Source organism: Sinomonas atrocyanea (assembly GCF_030811715.1).
GTDB classification, from domain to species: domain Bacteria; phylum Actinomycetota; class Actinomycetes; order Actinomycetales; family Micrococcaceae; genus Sinomonas; species Sinomonas atrocyanea_A.
Genome location: NZ_JAUSRH010000003.1, coordinates 286,263 through 300,540, shown reverse-complemented (window position 1 = coordinate 300,540; position 14,278 = coordinate 286,263). Strand labels below are relative to the sequence as shown.

General features: G+C 74.9%; 13 protein-coding genes and 1 pseudogene. 2 read left to right on the top strand and 12 right to left on the bottom strand.

Annotated elements, in window-relative coordinates; genetic code table 11:
• Nucleotides 1-128 precede the first annotated feature (128 nt).
• From J2W21_RS06890 to J2W21_RS06860, 7 genes are read right to left on the bottom strand one after another with little or no spacing between them, the layout of a single operon-like run.
• Nucleotides 129-986, bottom strand: a complete 858-nt coding sequence (locus J2W21_RS06890) for a hypothetical protein (RefSeq protein ID WP_307113745.1) — start codon at nt 984-986, stop codon at nt 129-131.
• Entirely contained in the window at nt 983-1,978 is a 996-nt protein-coding gene (locus tag J2W21_RS06885; protein ID WP_307113744.1) for a VWA domain-containing protein, read from the bottom strand. Before J2W21_RS06885 ends, J2W21_RS06890 begins: the two co-directional genes overlap by 4 nt.
• Nucleotides 1,975-2,955 carry a vWA domain-containing protein gene (locus tag J2W21_RS06880; protein ID WP_307113743.1) on the bottom strand — a complete coding sequence of 327 codons (981 nt, stop codon included), beginning with the start codon at nt 2,953-2,955 and terminating at the stop codon, nt 1,975-1,977. The genes J2W21_RS06885 and J2W21_RS06880 overlap by 4 nt, the downstream gene beginning before the upstream one ends.
• Nucleotides 2,946-3,413, bottom strand: a complete 468-nt coding sequence (locus tag J2W21_RS06875) for a hypothetical protein (protein WP_307113742.1) — start codon at nt 3,411-3,413, stop codon at nt 2,946-2,948. The genes J2W21_RS06880 and J2W21_RS06875 overlap by 10 nt, the downstream gene beginning before the upstream one ends.
• A complete protein-coding gene (locus J2W21_RS06870; RefSeq protein ID WP_307113741.1) occupies nt 3,403-4,287 on the bottom strand; it encodes a DUF58 domain-containing protein in 885 nt (294 codons plus the stop codon). The genes J2W21_RS06875 and J2W21_RS06870 overlap by 11 nt, the downstream gene beginning before the upstream one ends.
• Before the next feature lie 4 nt (nt 4,288-4,291).
• Nucleotides 4,292-5,311 carry an AAA family ATPase gene (locus tag J2W21_RS06865; protein ID WP_307113740.1) on the bottom strand — a complete coding sequence of 340 codons (1,020 nt, stop codon included), beginning with the start codon at nt 5,309-5,311 and terminating at the stop codon, nt 4,292-4,294.
• 60 nt (nt 5,312-5,371) lie between these two features.
• Nucleotides 5,372-6,580 (bottom strand): ROK family transcriptional regulator, encoded by a 1,209-nt coding sequence (locus J2W21_RS06860; RefSeq protein WP_307113739.1) that lies wholly within the window; start codon nt 6,578-6,580, stop codon nt 5,372-5,374.
• A gap of 139 nt (nt 6,581-6,719) precedes the next feature.
• On the opposite strand from J2W21_RS06860, the gene J2W21_RS06855 reads away from it, so the two are divergent.
• Entirely contained in the window at nt 6,720-7,634 is a 915-nt protein-coding gene (locus tag J2W21_RS06855) for an aminoglycoside phosphotransferase family protein (RefSeq protein ID WP_307113738.1), read from the top strand.
• Between the two features lie 18 nt (nt 7,635-7,652).
• On the opposite strand, the gene J2W21_RS06850 is transcribed toward J2W21_RS06855, so the two are convergent.
• Genes J2W21_RS06850 through J2W21_RS06840 form a run of 3 tightly spaced genes read right to left on the bottom strand, consistent with a single transcriptional unit; the run spans nt 7,653 to nt 10,918 of the window.
• The gene (locus J2W21_RS06850; RefSeq protein ID WP_307113737.1) at nt 7,653-8,261 is read right to left on the bottom strand and encodes an SOUL family heme-binding protein; all 609 of its coding nucleotides are present in this window, start codon (nt 8,259-8,261) and stop codon (nt 7,653-7,655) included.
• Nucleotides 8,258-9,490: a class I SAM-dependent methyltransferase gene (locus J2W21_RS06845; protein ID WP_307113736.1), complete on the bottom strand. Its 1,233-nt coding sequence runs from the start codon at nt 9,488-9,490 to the stop codon at nt 8,258-8,260. The genes J2W21_RS06850 and J2W21_RS06845 overlap by 4 nt, the downstream gene beginning before the upstream one ends.
• A 9-nt stretch (nt 9,491-9,499) precedes the next feature.
• Nucleotides 9,500-10,918 carry a phytoene desaturase family protein gene (locus J2W21_RS06840; RefSeq protein ID WP_307113735.1) on the bottom strand — a complete coding sequence of 473 codons (1,419 nt, stop codon included), beginning with the start codon at nt 10,916-10,918 and terminating at the stop codon, nt 9,500-9,502.
• Nucleotides 10,919-10,975: 57 nt separating this feature from the next.
• Between J2W21_RS06840 and J2W21_RS06835 the strand changes: the two genes are divergently transcribed.
• Nucleotides 10,976-12,748 (top strand): SulP family inorganic anion transporter, encoded by a 1,773-nt coding sequence (locus tag J2W21_RS06835; RefSeq protein ID WP_307113734.1) that lies wholly within the window; start codon nt 10,976-10,978, stop codon nt 12,746-12,748.
• 47 nt (nt 12,749-12,795) lie between these two features.
• Here J2W21_RS06835 and J2W21_RS06830 read toward each other — a convergent pair whose 3' ends face one another.
• Both J2W21_RS06830 and J2W21_RS19790 read right to left on the bottom strand, forming a co-directional pair.
• On the bottom strand, nt 12,796-13,494 hold the full coding sequence (locus J2W21_RS06830; protein ID WP_373423085.1) for an amidase family protein: 699 nt from the start codon (nt 13,492-13,494) through the stop codon (nt 12,796-12,798).
• A pseudogene (locus J2W21_RS19790) lies at nt 13,449-14,153 on the bottom strand (amidase family protein); the annotation flags it as partial. The pseudogene J2W21_RS19790 and the gene J2W21_RS06830, both read right to left, overlap by 46 nt.
• Between the last annotated feature and the right edge of the window lie 125 nt (nt 14,154-14,278).

Sequence of the window (14,278 nt, the reverse complement as noted above, 5' to 3'; positions counted from 1 at the left end):
ACCCACATCCCCGCTGAGGGGGATCGCTGACACGTTGCACGAGCAACTTGCCTATGAGCCTAGAAAGGCAGGCGCGGGTGCATCAAGCCCCCGCCGGAATGTGTCCTGCAGTGACGGAATGTGACCCGCTACCAGGGCCTGTCGACGGGGGCGGACGGAGGGCTGTCGAGGTAGTCGTCGCGCTGCTGCCCGTCGGAGCGCTCCTGCTGCCCGGCCTGCGACTTGCGCTCGAGATTCCTCAGCCGCTGCTCCTGGGGGGTCTGCCCCTGCCCGGGCGGTGCCGCCGAGGGCGCCGGCCCCGGCTGACCGGGCTGGCCCGGCTGACCGGGCTGGCCCTGCTGACCGGGCTGGCCCTGCTGGCCGGGCTGGCTCTGCTGGCTGGAGGGGTCGGGGCTGCCCTGCTTGCTCTGCAGCCGGTCCTTGGCCTCGCCGAGCCTCTGGCCCTGCTGCTGCTGGTTCTGCGGGCTGTTCTGCTGGAAGCAGCCCTGCGGTGCGGCCTCCGCGACCGCCTCGCCGTCGCGGTAGATCACCTCCGCCTTCGCGGCCTCGCCCGCCGCCCGCGCCGCGTCGCCGAGCTTCTCGATGGTGAGCACCAGGTTGACGCGCACGGTGCACTCGTCGTCGGGCCCGGTCCGGCGCAGTGCCTCCTCGAACTCCGCGCGCGCCCGCCGCCAGTCCCCCGCCAGCACTGCGGCGTCGCCGGCAGCGAAATGGGACTTGTGCGTCTCGGCGAAGTCCAGGAACCCCATGCCGGCGGCGCCCGAGGCGACCCCGCCGGCGTCCTTGCCGTCGAAGGCCACGATGGCCTCTTGGGCGAAGGCGTTCATGCCCACCAGCTTGGCCGCGGCCAGCAGGAAGGCCAGGACGAACGGGAGCCCGCCCAGGAGCAGCCGGGACCGGCGCCGCAGTCGTGCGGCGCGCTGGTCACCGCTCTCCTCGGCGGGGCCCGCACCGGTCCTGGGCCGCCGTCCGAGCAGCGCGGTCATCCCCGCCTCCGTGCCGGGAGGATCTCCAGCAGCGCACGTCCCGACCGCACGATCTCGGCGAGCGTGAGGGCGAACGCGGCCAGGGCGAAGGCCCAGTAGAGCTCGAACCGGCCGAACAGCCCCGACTCCGCTGTCGGCCGCAGGCTTCCCGGCTGCGCCTGGACGAGGGCGGCGTCCACGGCCTCTCCCGGGCCCCGGTGGACGTAGGGGACTCCCAGCTGTCCCGCGAGCCCGCGCAGGGCGTCCTCGTCGATCCGGCTCACGGCGTCCGCGCCTGTCGTCGGGTCGAGCAGGTACGGCTGCTCGCCCTTGGCGTCCGGGGCGTTCTCCCGCATCCTGCCGCCGGAGGCGGTGCCATACCCGAGCACCGCTCCCCCGCTGACGAGGCCGCGGTCGATCCCCATCGGGGCCGGAGCGGTGGCACTCGTCTGCTCACCGTCGCCGAGGTAGAACACCACGCGCTGGCGCTCCGGCGCGTCGTGGGCCGACGCCTCGAGCCGCTGCCGCAGGGCGTCCGCTCCCGCCGTGATGCTCGAACCCTGCGAGTAGAGGTAGTAGGCAGGACGCATGGTCTCCGCGGTCGCCTCGAGCGCGGAGGTGTCCGCGCTCAGCGGCATCCTGACGCTGGCCTTGGTGTCGAAGGCGATCACGGCGAACTTCGCCCCGGCGAGCCGCTCGGCGATCGCCGCCATGTCCGCGCGCATCCCCTCGAGGCGTGGCCTGCCGCCGTAGTCCTCGGCAGCAGCGCTCGTGGTGAGGTCGACGACGAAGAACACGTTCACGTCGCTCGCGGCGCCCTGCGCCTCGGCACCCGGGATGCCGGGCCGCCACACGGCCGCGACGAGGCACAGGGCCAGCAGGCCCCGGAGGACCCACGGCACGCGCGGCCGGCCCGCGGCGAGGGCGCGCCACGCCGCCCAGCCCACCGCGCCGAGCACGAGGACACTGGCCGCGAGCGCAGCCCACCAGGGGATCACCGGCAGCACGGTCATGTCCGCACCCTCCACAGGCCCAGGGCGAGCACGAGGCCGGCCGCAAGGGCGATCCCCAGCGGCACCTCCGGCTTGTCGGCCACGAGTCCGCGGGCCGCGGCCTTCGTGGAGGTGGCCTCGCTCGCCTGGATCTGGGCGATGATGCTGTGCGCGGCGGTGGTGCTGCGCAGCGGGAAGTAGGTCCCGCCGGTGGACTCCGCCGCCGCGCGCAGGCCGAGGGCCTCCGCGGTGGGCGTGACGCCTCCGAAGTCGGCGGGGTTGAGGGCGTAGACCTTGACCTGGCTCGACGTGGCGAGGTCGGCCGCCTGCTGCAGCGTGAAGATCGACTTCCCCGCGAGGTAGTTGTCCGTGGAGAGGATGACCGAGCGGGAGCGCTTCTCGGTGCCCAGCCGCGGGAAGTTCGTCACGCACGCGGCCAGCCCGTCGCCGATGAGGGAGGTGCCGCGCCCCTCGGAGGTCCCCTCGAAGAAGGACGGGTCCCCGCCGCGCTGGTCGAAGGCGGACTGGGCCCGGCCCAGCTGCTCCTCGATGTACGAGTAGTCGTCGGTGAGGGGGAAGACCTGGACCCCGCTGCCGTCGAAGATGGTCATGCCGATCCGCTCCCCGTGGAAGTCCCGGACCATGGAGGCGAAGACGTCCACGATCGCCGAGTCCGCCCGGCTCATCGACCCGGAGGTGTCCAGGCACAGGATGATGTCGCGGCTGCGCTGCTCGGGCCGCTGGGACGAGGCGAGGATGGGCCGCGCGGCCGCGACGAGGAGCGCGCCCGCGAGGACGAGCGCCGAGCCGACGACGACGGCGAGCCAGATCCGCTGCCGCCGCACCAGCCGGCGGTAGCTCGGCAGGGAGGCGAGCCGATCGCCGTGGGCGACCGGCACGGCGTCGTCCGTGCCCTTCTTCCTCCACAGCACGACGACGGCGGCCCCGACGAGGGCCAGCGCCCCCGGGACGAGGAGCCAGGCGTAGTTCAGGTCCATGAGCCCACCACCGTCCGGGCGGCGGCGAGGGCGGCATGCGCGTCCGGCTCGCCCGGGGCGGAGAACTCCCCCGGGTAGAAGCGCTCGACGGCGGCGGCCACCGCCGGGACCGGCTGCCGGCGGAGCTCCTCGAGCGTCATGCGGGACGCCCTGACGCCGGTGGCCTCCTGCACGAACCCGCGCACAATCCTCGAGAGCTCCTGGACGGCCGTGCGTGAGCCGATCTCCCCGGCCTCGAGCAGCTCGGCGATCTCCTCGATCCTGGCGAGGTAGACCCGCCGGAGGCCGGGCGAGGCATGGAAGCGCGGGATGGACGCCTCAGCCAAGGCCCGTGGCGAGCGGGTGCTGACCACGGCGTAGCCGACCCAGCCGACGGCGGCGGCCGCGAGCGCCAGGCCCAGGAAGAGCCAGAAGCCCGAGTAGGCGAGCGGGCCGTAGAACGGCGTGTCAGCGGGCACGGCGATGCCTCTCCAGGAGCCGGAAGATGCCCGGGAGGACCTCGTCGACGGAGCCGAGGCGCCCCTCGACGATGCCGAGGCGGTTCAGGATCCGCTCGCGGCGCTCGGTGCGCTCGGCCATGAGGCGCCCGTACTCGCGGACCACCTCCTCTTCGGCGGCGAGCCTGCCCAGCAGCGGCGCCCCGCCGTCGACGTCGAAACTGCGCCGGGGCGCGGCGGCGCCGGCGAGCTCGGCGTCGAGGACTGTGAGCCACAGGATCTCGTGCTGGACGGCGAGGCGCGCCAGGAGTGCCTCGTCCTCGTCGTCCAGCGCCGCCTCGTCGGCGACGATGACGAGCAGGCCGCGGCGCCTGATGGTGCGGGCCACGTGGGCGAGCTGGGCCGTGAGGTCGCTGCGGCCGGCGGAGGCTCCGGCGGAGGACTCGAGGCGGCGCAGGATCTGCTCGAGGTGGCCCTGGCCCGTGCGCGGCGGGTGGGCTGCGGTGGCCGCGGAATCCCCCGCGACGAGGGCCAGCTGGTCCCCGTGGCGGTGCGCGAGGAAGCCCATGACACCGAGCGCCATGAGCATGATCTCGCGCTTGCGGTCCCCGCTCCGTGATACCGCCGCCATGCCACGCCCGGTGTCGGCCACGAGGATGACCGTCTGCTTCCGGACAGCCGCGTACCGCCGCACGAGGGGGGACCCGAGGCGGGCCGACGCCTTCCAGTCGATGTCGCGGACCTCGTCGCCCGGGGTGTAGGCGCGCAGGTCGTCGAAGTCGAGGCTGCGGCCGCGGAACACCGCACCGTACTCGCCGTCGAGCATCGTCCGCGCCCGGCGGTGGGCGAAGATGAACATCTTCGAGGCGACCTTCGCCACAAGGCTGGTCTGCATGCGCCTAGGGGGTCTGCACGGCGGCGACGAGGGCGTCGATGACCGTCTCCACGGGGACCTGGTCCGCGGCGGCCTCGAAGCCGAGGATGACCCGGTGGCGCAGCACCCGGTGTGCGAGCGACTTGACGTCTTCGGGGACCACGTAGTCGCGACCGGACAGGAGGGCGGCTGCCCGGGCCGCGGCGGCGAAGGCGATCGACGCGCGCGGGCTCGCGCCGAACTCGATGTAGCCCGCCAGGCGGGGGTCGATATACTGCCCGGCGTGCCGGGTCACGTAGGTCAGCCCCACGATGTAGCGCACGATCGCCGGATCGAGGTAGACCCGGCGGGCCGCGGCCTGGAGGGCCCTGACCTCGTCGAGGTCGGCGGCCGGCCCGGCGGAGGCGTCCTCGGCGTAGACCCCGCGGTCGATCCGGTGCAGGACCTCGGCCTCTTCCTCGGGGGACGGGTAGTCGAGCACGTCCTTGAGCATGAAGCGGTCCATCTGCGCCTCGGGCAGCTGGTAGGTGCCCTCCTGCTCGATGGGGTTCTGGGTGGCGAGCACGAGGAACGGCTCGGGCAGGCGGTGGACCTCCCCGCCGATGCTGGTCTGGCGTTCCTGCATGGCCTCGAGCATGGCGCTCTGCGTCTTGGCGCTCGAGCGGTTGATCTCATCCAGGAGCACGATGTTGGCGTGCACGGGGCCGAGCTGGGTCGTGAAGCTGGCATCGCGCGCGTCGTAGACCTGCGTGCCCACGATGTCGCTCGGCAGGAGGTCGGGGGTGCACTGGATGCGCCGGAAGGAGCCGCGGATGGCGTCCGCGAGCGTCGAGGCCGCGGTGGTCTTGGCGAGCCCAGGAACCGATTCGAGCAGGACGTGGCCCCCGGTGAGGAGGCCGATCAGCAGCGTCTGCCGCAGGCGGTCCTGCCCGACGACCTTCGACTCGAACTGCCGGGAGACGGCCGCGATGACGCGCGCCGCCTCGCCGAGCTCGCCGGCGCTCAGCGGCGGTGCCGGCGACCCCCCGTCGACGTGCTGGAGCATGGCGTCCCCCTCCTGTGCTCACACCGCCCGGGCGCCTGCGCCGGCGGCTTGGTGCCCATGCTACCCGCCGAGCAGGAGCCGCTCGGCCCTGGGGGCGAGGGCGCGCTCCAGCACGAGGCACGCGGCCCCGACCGCGCCGACGTCCTCGCCCAGCCCGGTGCCGGCGATCTCGACGCGGTGGATCCCGCGCGCGGCCAGGAGGCCGTTGACCATGTCGGGCAGCACGGCCAGGCAGAAGTCGGCCACCGGCGCCCAGAAGGGGCCGCCGAGGACCATCCGGTCGACGTCGAGGAGGTTGCCGACCACGGCGGCGGCCCAGGCCAGCTTCCGCGCGGCCGCACCGAGGATCGCGACGGCGCGCTCGTCGCCCTCGCCGACCAGACGGCTCAGGTGTGCGAAGGCGGCCTGGAAGTCGCCGGCCGTGGGCTCCTCCCCGAGCGGGGAGAGCACGCCGGCGCGGATGGCCTCGCCGACGAGGCGCACCGGCTCGAGCACGGTGGCGATGGTCCCGCGCATCCCGCAGCCGTCGAAGCACTCCGGGCCGTCCGGGTCGACGATGATGTGGCCGATCTCGCCGGCATTGCCCGAGCTGCCCCGGAAGACCTCGCCGCCCAGGACGAGGCCGCAGCCGAGGCCGGTGCCCAGATAGAAGAAGGCGAAGCTGTCCGCGCCGCCGGGCGCGCCCGTCCAGGTCTCCGCGACGGCGGCGCCGGTGACGTCCTTGTCCATGATGGTCGGCAGGCCTGTGGCCTCCTGGACCATTGCCCGCAGCGGGACATCGACCCAGCCGCGCAGCAGCGGCGGACCGACGACCGTGCCGCGATCCAGGTCGATCGGCCCGGGGGCTGCCACACCGACTCCGGCCACGAGCTCGCGGGCGATGCCCGAGCGCTCCAGGAGCCCCTCGACGGCCTGCGCGATGGCTGCGACGACCTCGCCCGGCTCGTGGCTGCGGGGAGTCACGAACATCTCCTTCTCCACGATCTGCCCGACGAGGTCGAGGAGCACGACCGTGACGAGGCTCGGATCGAGGTGGACTCCGAGGGCGTACATGCCCCGCGGGTTGAGCCGGAGGATGGTGCGCGGCTTGCCCGGCCCGGAGCCTTCCTTCCCCGCCTCGACGATGAGCTTCTGGTCCAGCAGGCGGCGCGAGATGTTGGAGATGGTCTGGGGCGACAGGCCCACGATCTGGGCAAGCTCGACGCGGCTGAGGCCGGACTCCGACCGGCGGATGGCGTCGAGGATCACGGTGAGGTTGAAGTCGCCCATGCGGGGCAGGTTGGTACCACGTCGGGCGGCTGACTGGCGGGTCTCCGTCACTGGGTCCTCTCGGCAGAATCGCGGACGTGCTACTTCGGAGTACGTTACCGTGAACGCAATTCTCCCACCCCTGCGACGAGGATGATGCATGCCGACGGCCTCCGTACCAGAGCAGGAAGTCCCGATCTCGGCGGATCTTGTCTCCGTGCTCCTGGCGGACCAGTACCCTGACCTCGCCGACCGCGTGCTGCGGCCGGCCGCTGTGGGCTGGGACAACGTCGTCTTCCGGCTTGGCGAGGACCTCTGCGTCCGCCTCCCGCGGCGGGCACTCGCAGCTCCCCTGCTGCTCAAGGAGCTCGAGGTGGTCCCCGCGGCCGCGGCGCGCCTCGCGGCGGCGGGGGTCGACGTCGGGCTCCCGCTCCCCGTGCGACGCGGCCGTCCGGGGCGCGGCTACCCGTGGAACTGGAGCGTGTGCCTGTGGGCCGACGGCCTCCCCGCGCTCGCCGTCCCGGCCCGCCTGCGCGGGGCCGCCGCCGGCCGGCTCGCGCCCTTCCTCCGGGCGCTGCACGCGACCGCCCGCGCGGGAGCGCCGGCGAATCGGTTCCGTGACGGCGGACTGGACTCCATCGACGCCGCGGTGCACGCACGTCTCGCCCGGGTGGGCGCCCGCACGGATGCCACGGCCCTGGCTCGGCTCTGGGACCGGTGCAGGCGCGCCGCCCCGCTCGCGGGCCCGCGCCGATGGGTCCACGGTGACCTGCACCCGGGCAACGTGCTGCTGGCTGCCGACGGTAGCCTCACTGCAGTGATCGACTTCGGCGACGCGTGCGCGGGCGACCCGGCCGTGGACCTGGCGTGCGCGTGGCAGCTCTTCGGCCCCGGGGACCGGGCGGCCTTCAGGGCGCGGCTGGGCGCCGACTACGACGCCGACTGCTGGCTGCGGGCTGCGGGCTGGGCCCTCCACTTCGGCATCCTCGCCGTGGCGACCGAGGGCGGCGATCCTGCGGTCACGGGCGGCGGGGAGGACACGCTCGCCGCGCTCCTCGCGGACTTCGCCCCGTAGGGGCGGTCCTGCTGGCCCCTAGGGCCGCGCCACGTCCTGCACGACCTCGTTGCGGCGGAGGAAGAAGGGCTTGAACGGCGGGTCGAACCGTGCGAACCGGGGCGCCCCCGAGGGCTCCAGGCCCGCCGCGGCCAGGGCGTCCTGCAGCTGCCGGCTGCGCTTGGCGAACGCCGAAGCGGACCCGCGGCCGGAGAAGCGCAGCACGGCAGCCGTGGAACCGGGCACGGTCCGGATCCGCACGCGCGGGTCGGCGGGCACGGGGGCAGACTCCTCCGTCATGCCGGCGGGGAGCACGAACGCGACCACATAGGCGTCCTCGCCCCCACCGCCGCTGCCGGAGGCGGAGGCGTCCAGCGGCCCGCTCTGGAGCACCGGGGCCGTCATCGCCACCTTCTGCGACGGCGGCCGGCCGGACGCGGCTTCCTGCACCACGGGCGCGGTCATGGCCAGGGACTGCCGGGCGGTGTTGTTGCCGCTGATGTAGTTGAAGAGGTGGCGGAAGGCAGCGTTGCCCGCCCGGTCGAAGGACGCGTTCACCTCTACCTCCGCCACGGTGTGGGCGGGGTAACGACGCAGCTCGAAGTCCGCGTAGCGGCGGAGGAGCTCGTAGGGCTGCTGTTCGGTCATGGTCCTTCCGACGGTACGCCCGGGGCGGGAGCGCGAGAAGGGCCTTGTGCCCGGGTGTCGGTGGGCGCGGCGCCGCGCGCGTGCCGCCGCACCGAACGCGTCACGGTGAACTTCCGGTTGCGCCCCGCCACCTCCGTCCTGCCCACGGCCGCCTGCAGCGCGGCCCGGTAGCCGAGGTGGCTGTTGGCCACGCACCACAGCTCGCCGCCGGGCGCCAGCAGCCTGCCGGCGGCGTCGATGAGCTTGATCCCGGCCCCGGCGTGCACGCTGGCCCCCAGATGGAACGGCGGGTTGAGGAGCACGACGTCGGCGGACGCCTCGGGAAGCGACCCGCCGGCGTCGTCGTGCTCGACGGCGACGCGCCCGGCCACGCCGTTCGCCTCCATCGTGGCGCGCGCCGAACGGACCGCCGCGGCCGAGCGGTCCGTGGCCACGACGCGCGCGCCGGGGTGGCGCAGAGTGTAGGCGGCGGCGAGGGCGCCGGTGCCGCAGCCGAGGTCCACCACGGTGCTCCCGGGGCCGCCGGGCATGCGGTCGAGGAAGTCGAGCAGGAAGCGCGTGCCCACGTCGAGACGCGGTCCCGCGAAGGCGCCTCCGAACGCGCACAGGGTCAGGCCCACGTCGTCGTGCGCAGCGCACACCGGGAACGGCGGGTGCTCCGGCACGGGCCGCGGGCCGGCGGCTGTCAGCAGCCGGGACTTCTGGACCGCGAGCTCGGCGCCGACCTCGGTGAAGCGGGCGCCGAGGACGCCGTTCATGGCGAGCGTCATGTGCTTGACCCGCCCGCCCGCGACCAGCACGACGTCGTCGGCCGCCCAGCGGGCGACTGCGTCGGCGAGCTCCTCGAGCTCCGCGAGTCCCCGCGGCAGCTGGGCGAGGACCAGCCGGGCGCCGGAGAGCAGGCCCGAGTCCAGCTCGTGCCCCACGTAGGTGCCGGTGAGTCCGAGCGCCGCGGCGTTCCCTGCGAGCGCCGCCCGGCCGGTCACGAGGTCCTGGTGGACCCGGACTCCGGTGAGCCCGGCGGAGGCGAGCTGGAGCGTGACCGCACCGTAGGCGTCGCCGATCACGGCGATGTCCCGCCCGGCGAGTCCGCGGGCCTCGGCCTGGTCGACGCCGCGGGCCCCGAGGAGCCGGTCGGTCGCGTCGAAGGCCAACAGGTTCGGCGCCTCGACATCCGGGCGGCGTCGGAGCTCGTCGAAGGGGAAGGCGGGCCTGCGTGGGTCGTGCACCCGTCCACCCTAGCGGCGCGCGAGCCAGCCGAGCGCGGACTGCGCAGCCCGGTAGCCGGACATGCCGTGGCTCCCCGGCCCGGGCGGGGTGGCCGCCGAGCACAGGTAGACGCCCGGGACCCCGGTCGCATAGGGGTCGGCGGCAAGCCGCGGGCGCGCGAGCAGCTGGAGCCCGGACGTGGCGCCGGTGCCGATGTCCCCGCCCACATAGTTGGCGTTGTGGGCCTCGAGGGCAGCCGGTCCGCGCACGGCCGTGGCCCGGATCGTTGCTCTGAAGCCGGGCGCGAACCGCTCGATCTGGGCAGTGAGCGCCTCCGTGGCGTCCCCCGGGTAGGCATGCGGGACGTGGGCGTAGGCCCAGACGGGGTTGATGCCGTCCCGCGAGCGCGACGGGTCGGCGAGGTACTGCTGCCCCACGAGGACGAACGGCCGGGCCGGCATCCGGCCCCTGGCCGCCTCCGCCTCGGCCGCCGCGATCTCCTCGAGTGTGCCGCCGAGGTGCACGGTGCCGGCCCGGCGGGAGTGCTCCGCCTGCCACGGGATGTCCCCCTCGATCGCGAAGTCGACCTTGAAGGCCGCGGGGCCGTGGCGGTAGCGGGAGTAGGCCGCCGCCGTGCCGGCCGGGAGGCGCCCGGCGAGGAGCCGGGCCGCGGCGGCGGGGGCGAGGTCGAGGAGGACCAGGTCCGCACCGTCGAGCTCGCGGGCCGAGGTGACCGGCGCGGCGGTCTCGATGGTCCCGCCGAGGCGGGCGAGCCGGGCCGCGAGCGCGGTGGCGATGGCCCCGGACCCGCCCTCCGCGACGGGCCAGCCGACCGCGTGCGCGGACGCGGCCAGCACGAGCCCCACGGACGTGGTCAGGGGGGCATCCAGAGGCGCGAAGGCGTGGGCGGCGATGCCGGCGAACAATGCCCTCGCCTCCTCGCCGCGCCATCGGCGGGCCGTGAGCGTTGCCGGGAGGACGGCGTCCGCTCCGAAGCGGGCGAGGGCGAGCGGGTGCCGGGGCACATGGAGCAGCGGGCCGAGGAACTCCCCGACGATGGTGCCGAAGCCGCGGGCGGCGCGGCCCACGAGCGCGTCCCACGCCGGACCGTCCCCGCCGAGCCTCTCGGCGGTGCGGGCCAGGTCCTGCCACAGCACTGCCTCCCGGCCGCCGTCGAGGGGGTGGCTGAGCTGGATCTCGGGCCACCGCCAGCGCAGGCCGTGCTCCTCGAGCCCCAGCCCGGTGAGGAACGGGGACGCAGCGGCCAGGGGGTGGAAGGCCGAGCAGTCGTCGGCGACCACGCCGGGCAGGGTCGGCTCGGAGGAGCGGCATCCTCCACCGATCGCCGCCTCGGCCTCGAGCACCCGGACCCGCACCCCGTGGGCGGCCAGGTGCACGGCCGCGGCGAGACCGTTGGGCCCGCTGCCGACGACGATCGCTGTGCTCACCCTCCCATCCTGCCACCGGCACTGGCGGCGGGGCCGGTGGCGCGGCATCATCCCACCATGGGCGTGGGTGGGAGGCGTGCGCGCGGTGCGGCGCCGGGTGGCCGCCTGCTGCGGCGGGTTCCCCTCGCGCCGTGGCTGAGGCACTATGAGCCGCGCTGGCTGCGCGAGGACGCCGTGGCGGGAGCTGGCCTGTTCGCGCTCCTCATCCCGGCGGGCATGGCGTACGCGCAGGCCGCGGGGCTCCCGCCGGTCACCGGGCTCTACGCGACGGTGGTCCCAATGGCCGTCTACGCGCTCGTCGGGCCGAGCCGCGTCCTCGTCCTGGGGCCCGACTCGGCGCTCGCGCCCCTCATTGCGGCATCGGTCCTGCCGCTCGCCGCCGGCAGCGCCGAGCGGGCCGTCGCACTCGCGGGCCTCCTGGCCCTGCTCATGGGAGCGCTCATGGTGGCCGGGTCGCTCCTCCGGCTGGGGGTGGTGACGCACTTGCTGTCGCGGCCGATCCGGCTCGGGTACCTCGGCGGACTCGCGCTCGTGGTCTTCGCGTCCCAGCTGGCCACGCTGCTGGGGCTCCACGCCTCCGGCGCCACCCCCTGGGAGGAGCTCGTGGCCCTGGCCTCGGCACTCCCCGAGGCCAATCCGGTCTCGGTTGCGGTGGGTGCCGGGTCACTCGCCGTCATCGCCGCGGCCAGGCTGCTCGGGTGGCGGCTCGTGGGCATGCTCGCGGCCGTCGCGGGGTCGGGGGTGGCCACGTGGGCCCTCGGGCTGGGTGCGCGCACGGCGGTGGCCGGCGCACTCCCATCAGGGCCGCCGCCCCCGCCCCTCGTCGGCGTCGCCCTGGGTGACGCCGTGGCGCTGGTGGTTCCGGCGGCCGGGATCGCCCTCATGACCTTCGCGGACTCGGGCGTGCTGTCGAAGAGCCTCGCGGCCCGGTACGGCGGTGATGTCTCGGGCAACCGGGAGCTGGGCGCGATCGGGCTGGCGAATGCGGTCACCGGAGTCCTCGGCGGCTTCCCGGTGTCGGCCAGCGGGTCGCGCACTCCGGTGGCGCTGGCGGCGGGAGCCCGCAGCCAGCTCTCAGGCGTCGTGGCCGCCGCCCTCGTGCTCGCGTTCATGCTCCTCGCGCCCGGCGCCACCGCGTACATCCCGACGGCGACGCTCGCCGCGGTGGTGATCGCGGCCGTGGCCGGCCTCGTCGAGGTGCCCGAGATCATCCGGCTCGCGCGGATGAGCCGGGGTGAGGCCGCGGTCATGGCCGCCACGTTCCTGGGGGTGACCACGCTCGGCGTGCTCACCGGCATCCTCGTGGCCATCGGGCTTGCGCTGCTCGAGTTCGTGCGGCGCGCCTTCACCCCGTACCGCGCCGAACTGGGGCACCTGCAGGATGTGCCCGGCTACCACGACCTCTCGCGCCACCCCGAGGGCACCCGCATCCCCGGCCTGATCCTCGCGCGGTTCGATGCGCCGCTCTTCTTCGCAAACGGCTCGGTGCTCACGGACTTCGTCCGAGCGCTCGTCGAGGCGGCCGGCCGGCCCGTGACCCACGTGGTCCTCGCGGCCGAGCCCATCACGGGGATCGACACGACGGCGCTCGAGGAGCTCATCGAACTCGACGAGTGGCTTGCCCGGCGTGGCATCGAGCTCGTGTTCGCCGAGCTGAAGGGGCCGATGAAGGACAGGCTCGTGCGGTTCGGCACCCGGGCGAGGTTCGGCGTCGACCATTTCTACCCGACGGTGGGCGCGGCGGTGCGCACCCTCCGCGCCGACCGGGCCGGTCCGGGGAAGCACGACGGCGGGGAGGAGCCTCCCGCGCTCGGCCCGCCCGCCAGCTGAGCCGGGGCAGCCAGCGGAGGCGGGCCAGACACGACGTCACTCCTCGTTCAGGCTCCCCGCGCGGGCGGGTGCAGGTGGGCCCACGGACGGGCCTCCTCGAGCTGCGCGGCGAGAGCCATGAGGCGGCCATCCTCTCCCGGCCGGCCGAGGAACGCGACGGCGAGCGGGAGCCCCTCGCTGTCCAGGCCCGCGGGCACGCTCATGGCCGGTCCGCCCGTGATGTTCGCGTACTCGGCATCGAACATGAGGAATCCCCCGGCGGCCGCCTCCCCGCGCAGTGGATCCTCGTCGGTGCCGGTGAGGGTCCCCAGCGGCACCGGGGGGCCGCCCATCGTGGGCGTGAGCCAGGCGTCGACGTCGGCGAAGAACGCCGCGGCGCGCCGGGCGAAGCGCTGGAGCTCCTCCACCCCGGCAAGGTACTCGCCCGCGCCGATCCGGCCGCCCCGTTCGAAGAGCGCGCGCGTGTACGGCTCGATCTCCTCATCGGACGGCCTGCGGCCGGTGCGCCGGGTCCAGTAGGCGCACACCCAGGCTGCGGCAGCGCCGTAGACGGCCCGGATCGCGCGGTGCCCGTCGCGGCCCAGCGGATCCGGCGCGCCCTCGACGACCGTGTGGCCGAGCCGGGCGAGCAGCCGGACCGTGTCCTCGAGCGCCCCCGCCCAGGCCGAATGGACGGGCTGGCCGGCGGCCTCGCCGTCGCGGCGATCCGCAGCTTCCCCGGCCCGGCTGCGAGCGCCGCGGAACAGCCGCCGGGGCGGCCGGCAGCGGCGTACGGGTCGCCCGGGGCGGGTCCGGCGACCGCGTCGAGCAGCGCGGCCGAGTCGCGCACGGACCGGGTAAGCGCATGCTCCACGGCGAGGCCGCCCACGATGTCGCCGTACTCGGGACCCTCCGGCACGAGCCCGCGGCTCGGCTTGAAGCCGAACACCCCGCACCACGCCGCGGGGTACCGGATCGAGCCGCCGAGGTCTCCCCCGTGGGCCAGCGGCACGATGCCCGCCGCGACGGCCGCCGCCGACCCGCCGCTCGAGCCGGAGGTCGCGCGCGCGGGGTCCCAGGGGTTGCGGACGGGGCCGTGGAGCGCCGGCTCGCAGTGCGGGGCGAGGCCGAACTCGCAGGTGGCGGTCTTGCCCACGGTCACGAGCCCGGCGCGGGCGTGCCGCAGGGCGAGCTCCTGGGTGTGCGCCGAGACGGTGCCCTCGGTCCAGCGCGAGCCCTCCCGGAACGGCGTGCCCGCGATCTCGAGCGCGAGGTCCTTGACCAGGAACGGCACCCCGACGAAGGGTGCGCCGGCCGCGGCTGGCGGGAGGCCGGCGTCGTTCGCGGCCGCCTGCGCGGCCGGGATTGCCCCGCCCGGGGCTGCCTCCCACACGAGAGCGTTCAGCCCAGGACCGAGCAGGCCCATCCGTTCGCGGGCCTCGGCCTCGAGCTCAGCGGGGCTCGCCTTCCCGGTCCTCACCAGCTCGGCCTGCGCGAGCCCGTCGCTCCAGCGCAGCTCCTCGTCCACAGGTCCCAGAGGACCACCGGGAC

Excerpts from the sequence above, each read along its gene's own strand:
- J2W21_RS06890 (WP_307113745.1), bottom strand. The coding sequence starts at position 986 with ATGACCGCGCTGCTCGGACGGCGGCCCAGGACCGGTGCGGGCCCCGCC.
- J2W21_RS06885 (WP_307113744.1), bottom strand. The coding sequence starts at position 1,978 with ATGACCGTGCTGCCGGTGATCCCCTGGTGGGCTGCGCTCGCGGCCAGT.
- J2W21_RS06880 (WP_307113743.1), bottom strand. The coding sequence starts at position 2,955 with ATGGACCTGAACTACGCCTGGCTCCTCGTCCCGGGGGCGCTGGCCCTC.
- J2W21_RS06870 (WP_307113741.1), bottom strand. The coding sequence starts at position 4,287 with ATGCAGACCAGCCTTGTGGCGAAGGTCGCCTCGAAGATGTTCATCTTC.
- J2W21_RS06865 (WP_307113740.1), bottom strand. The coding sequence starts at position 5,311 with ATGCTCCAGCACGTCGACGGGGGGTCGCCGGCACCGCCGCTGAGCGCC.
- J2W21_RS06860 (WP_307113739.1), bottom strand. The coding sequence starts at position 6,580 with ATGGGCGACTTCAACCTCACCGTGATCCTCGACGCCATCCGCCGGTCG.
- J2W21_RS06855 (WP_307113738.1), top strand. The coding sequence starts at position 6,720 with ATGCCGACGGCCTCCGTACCAGAGCAGGAAGTCCCGATCTCGGCGGAT.
- J2W21_RS06850 (WP_307113737.1), bottom strand. The coding sequence starts at position 8,261 with ATGACCGAACAGCAGCCCTACGAGCTCCTCCGCCGCTACGCGGACTTC.
- J2W21_RS06835 (WP_307113734.1), top strand. The coding sequence starts at position 10,976 with ATGGGCGTGGGTGGGAGGCGTGCGCGCGGTGCGGCGCCGGGTGGCCGC.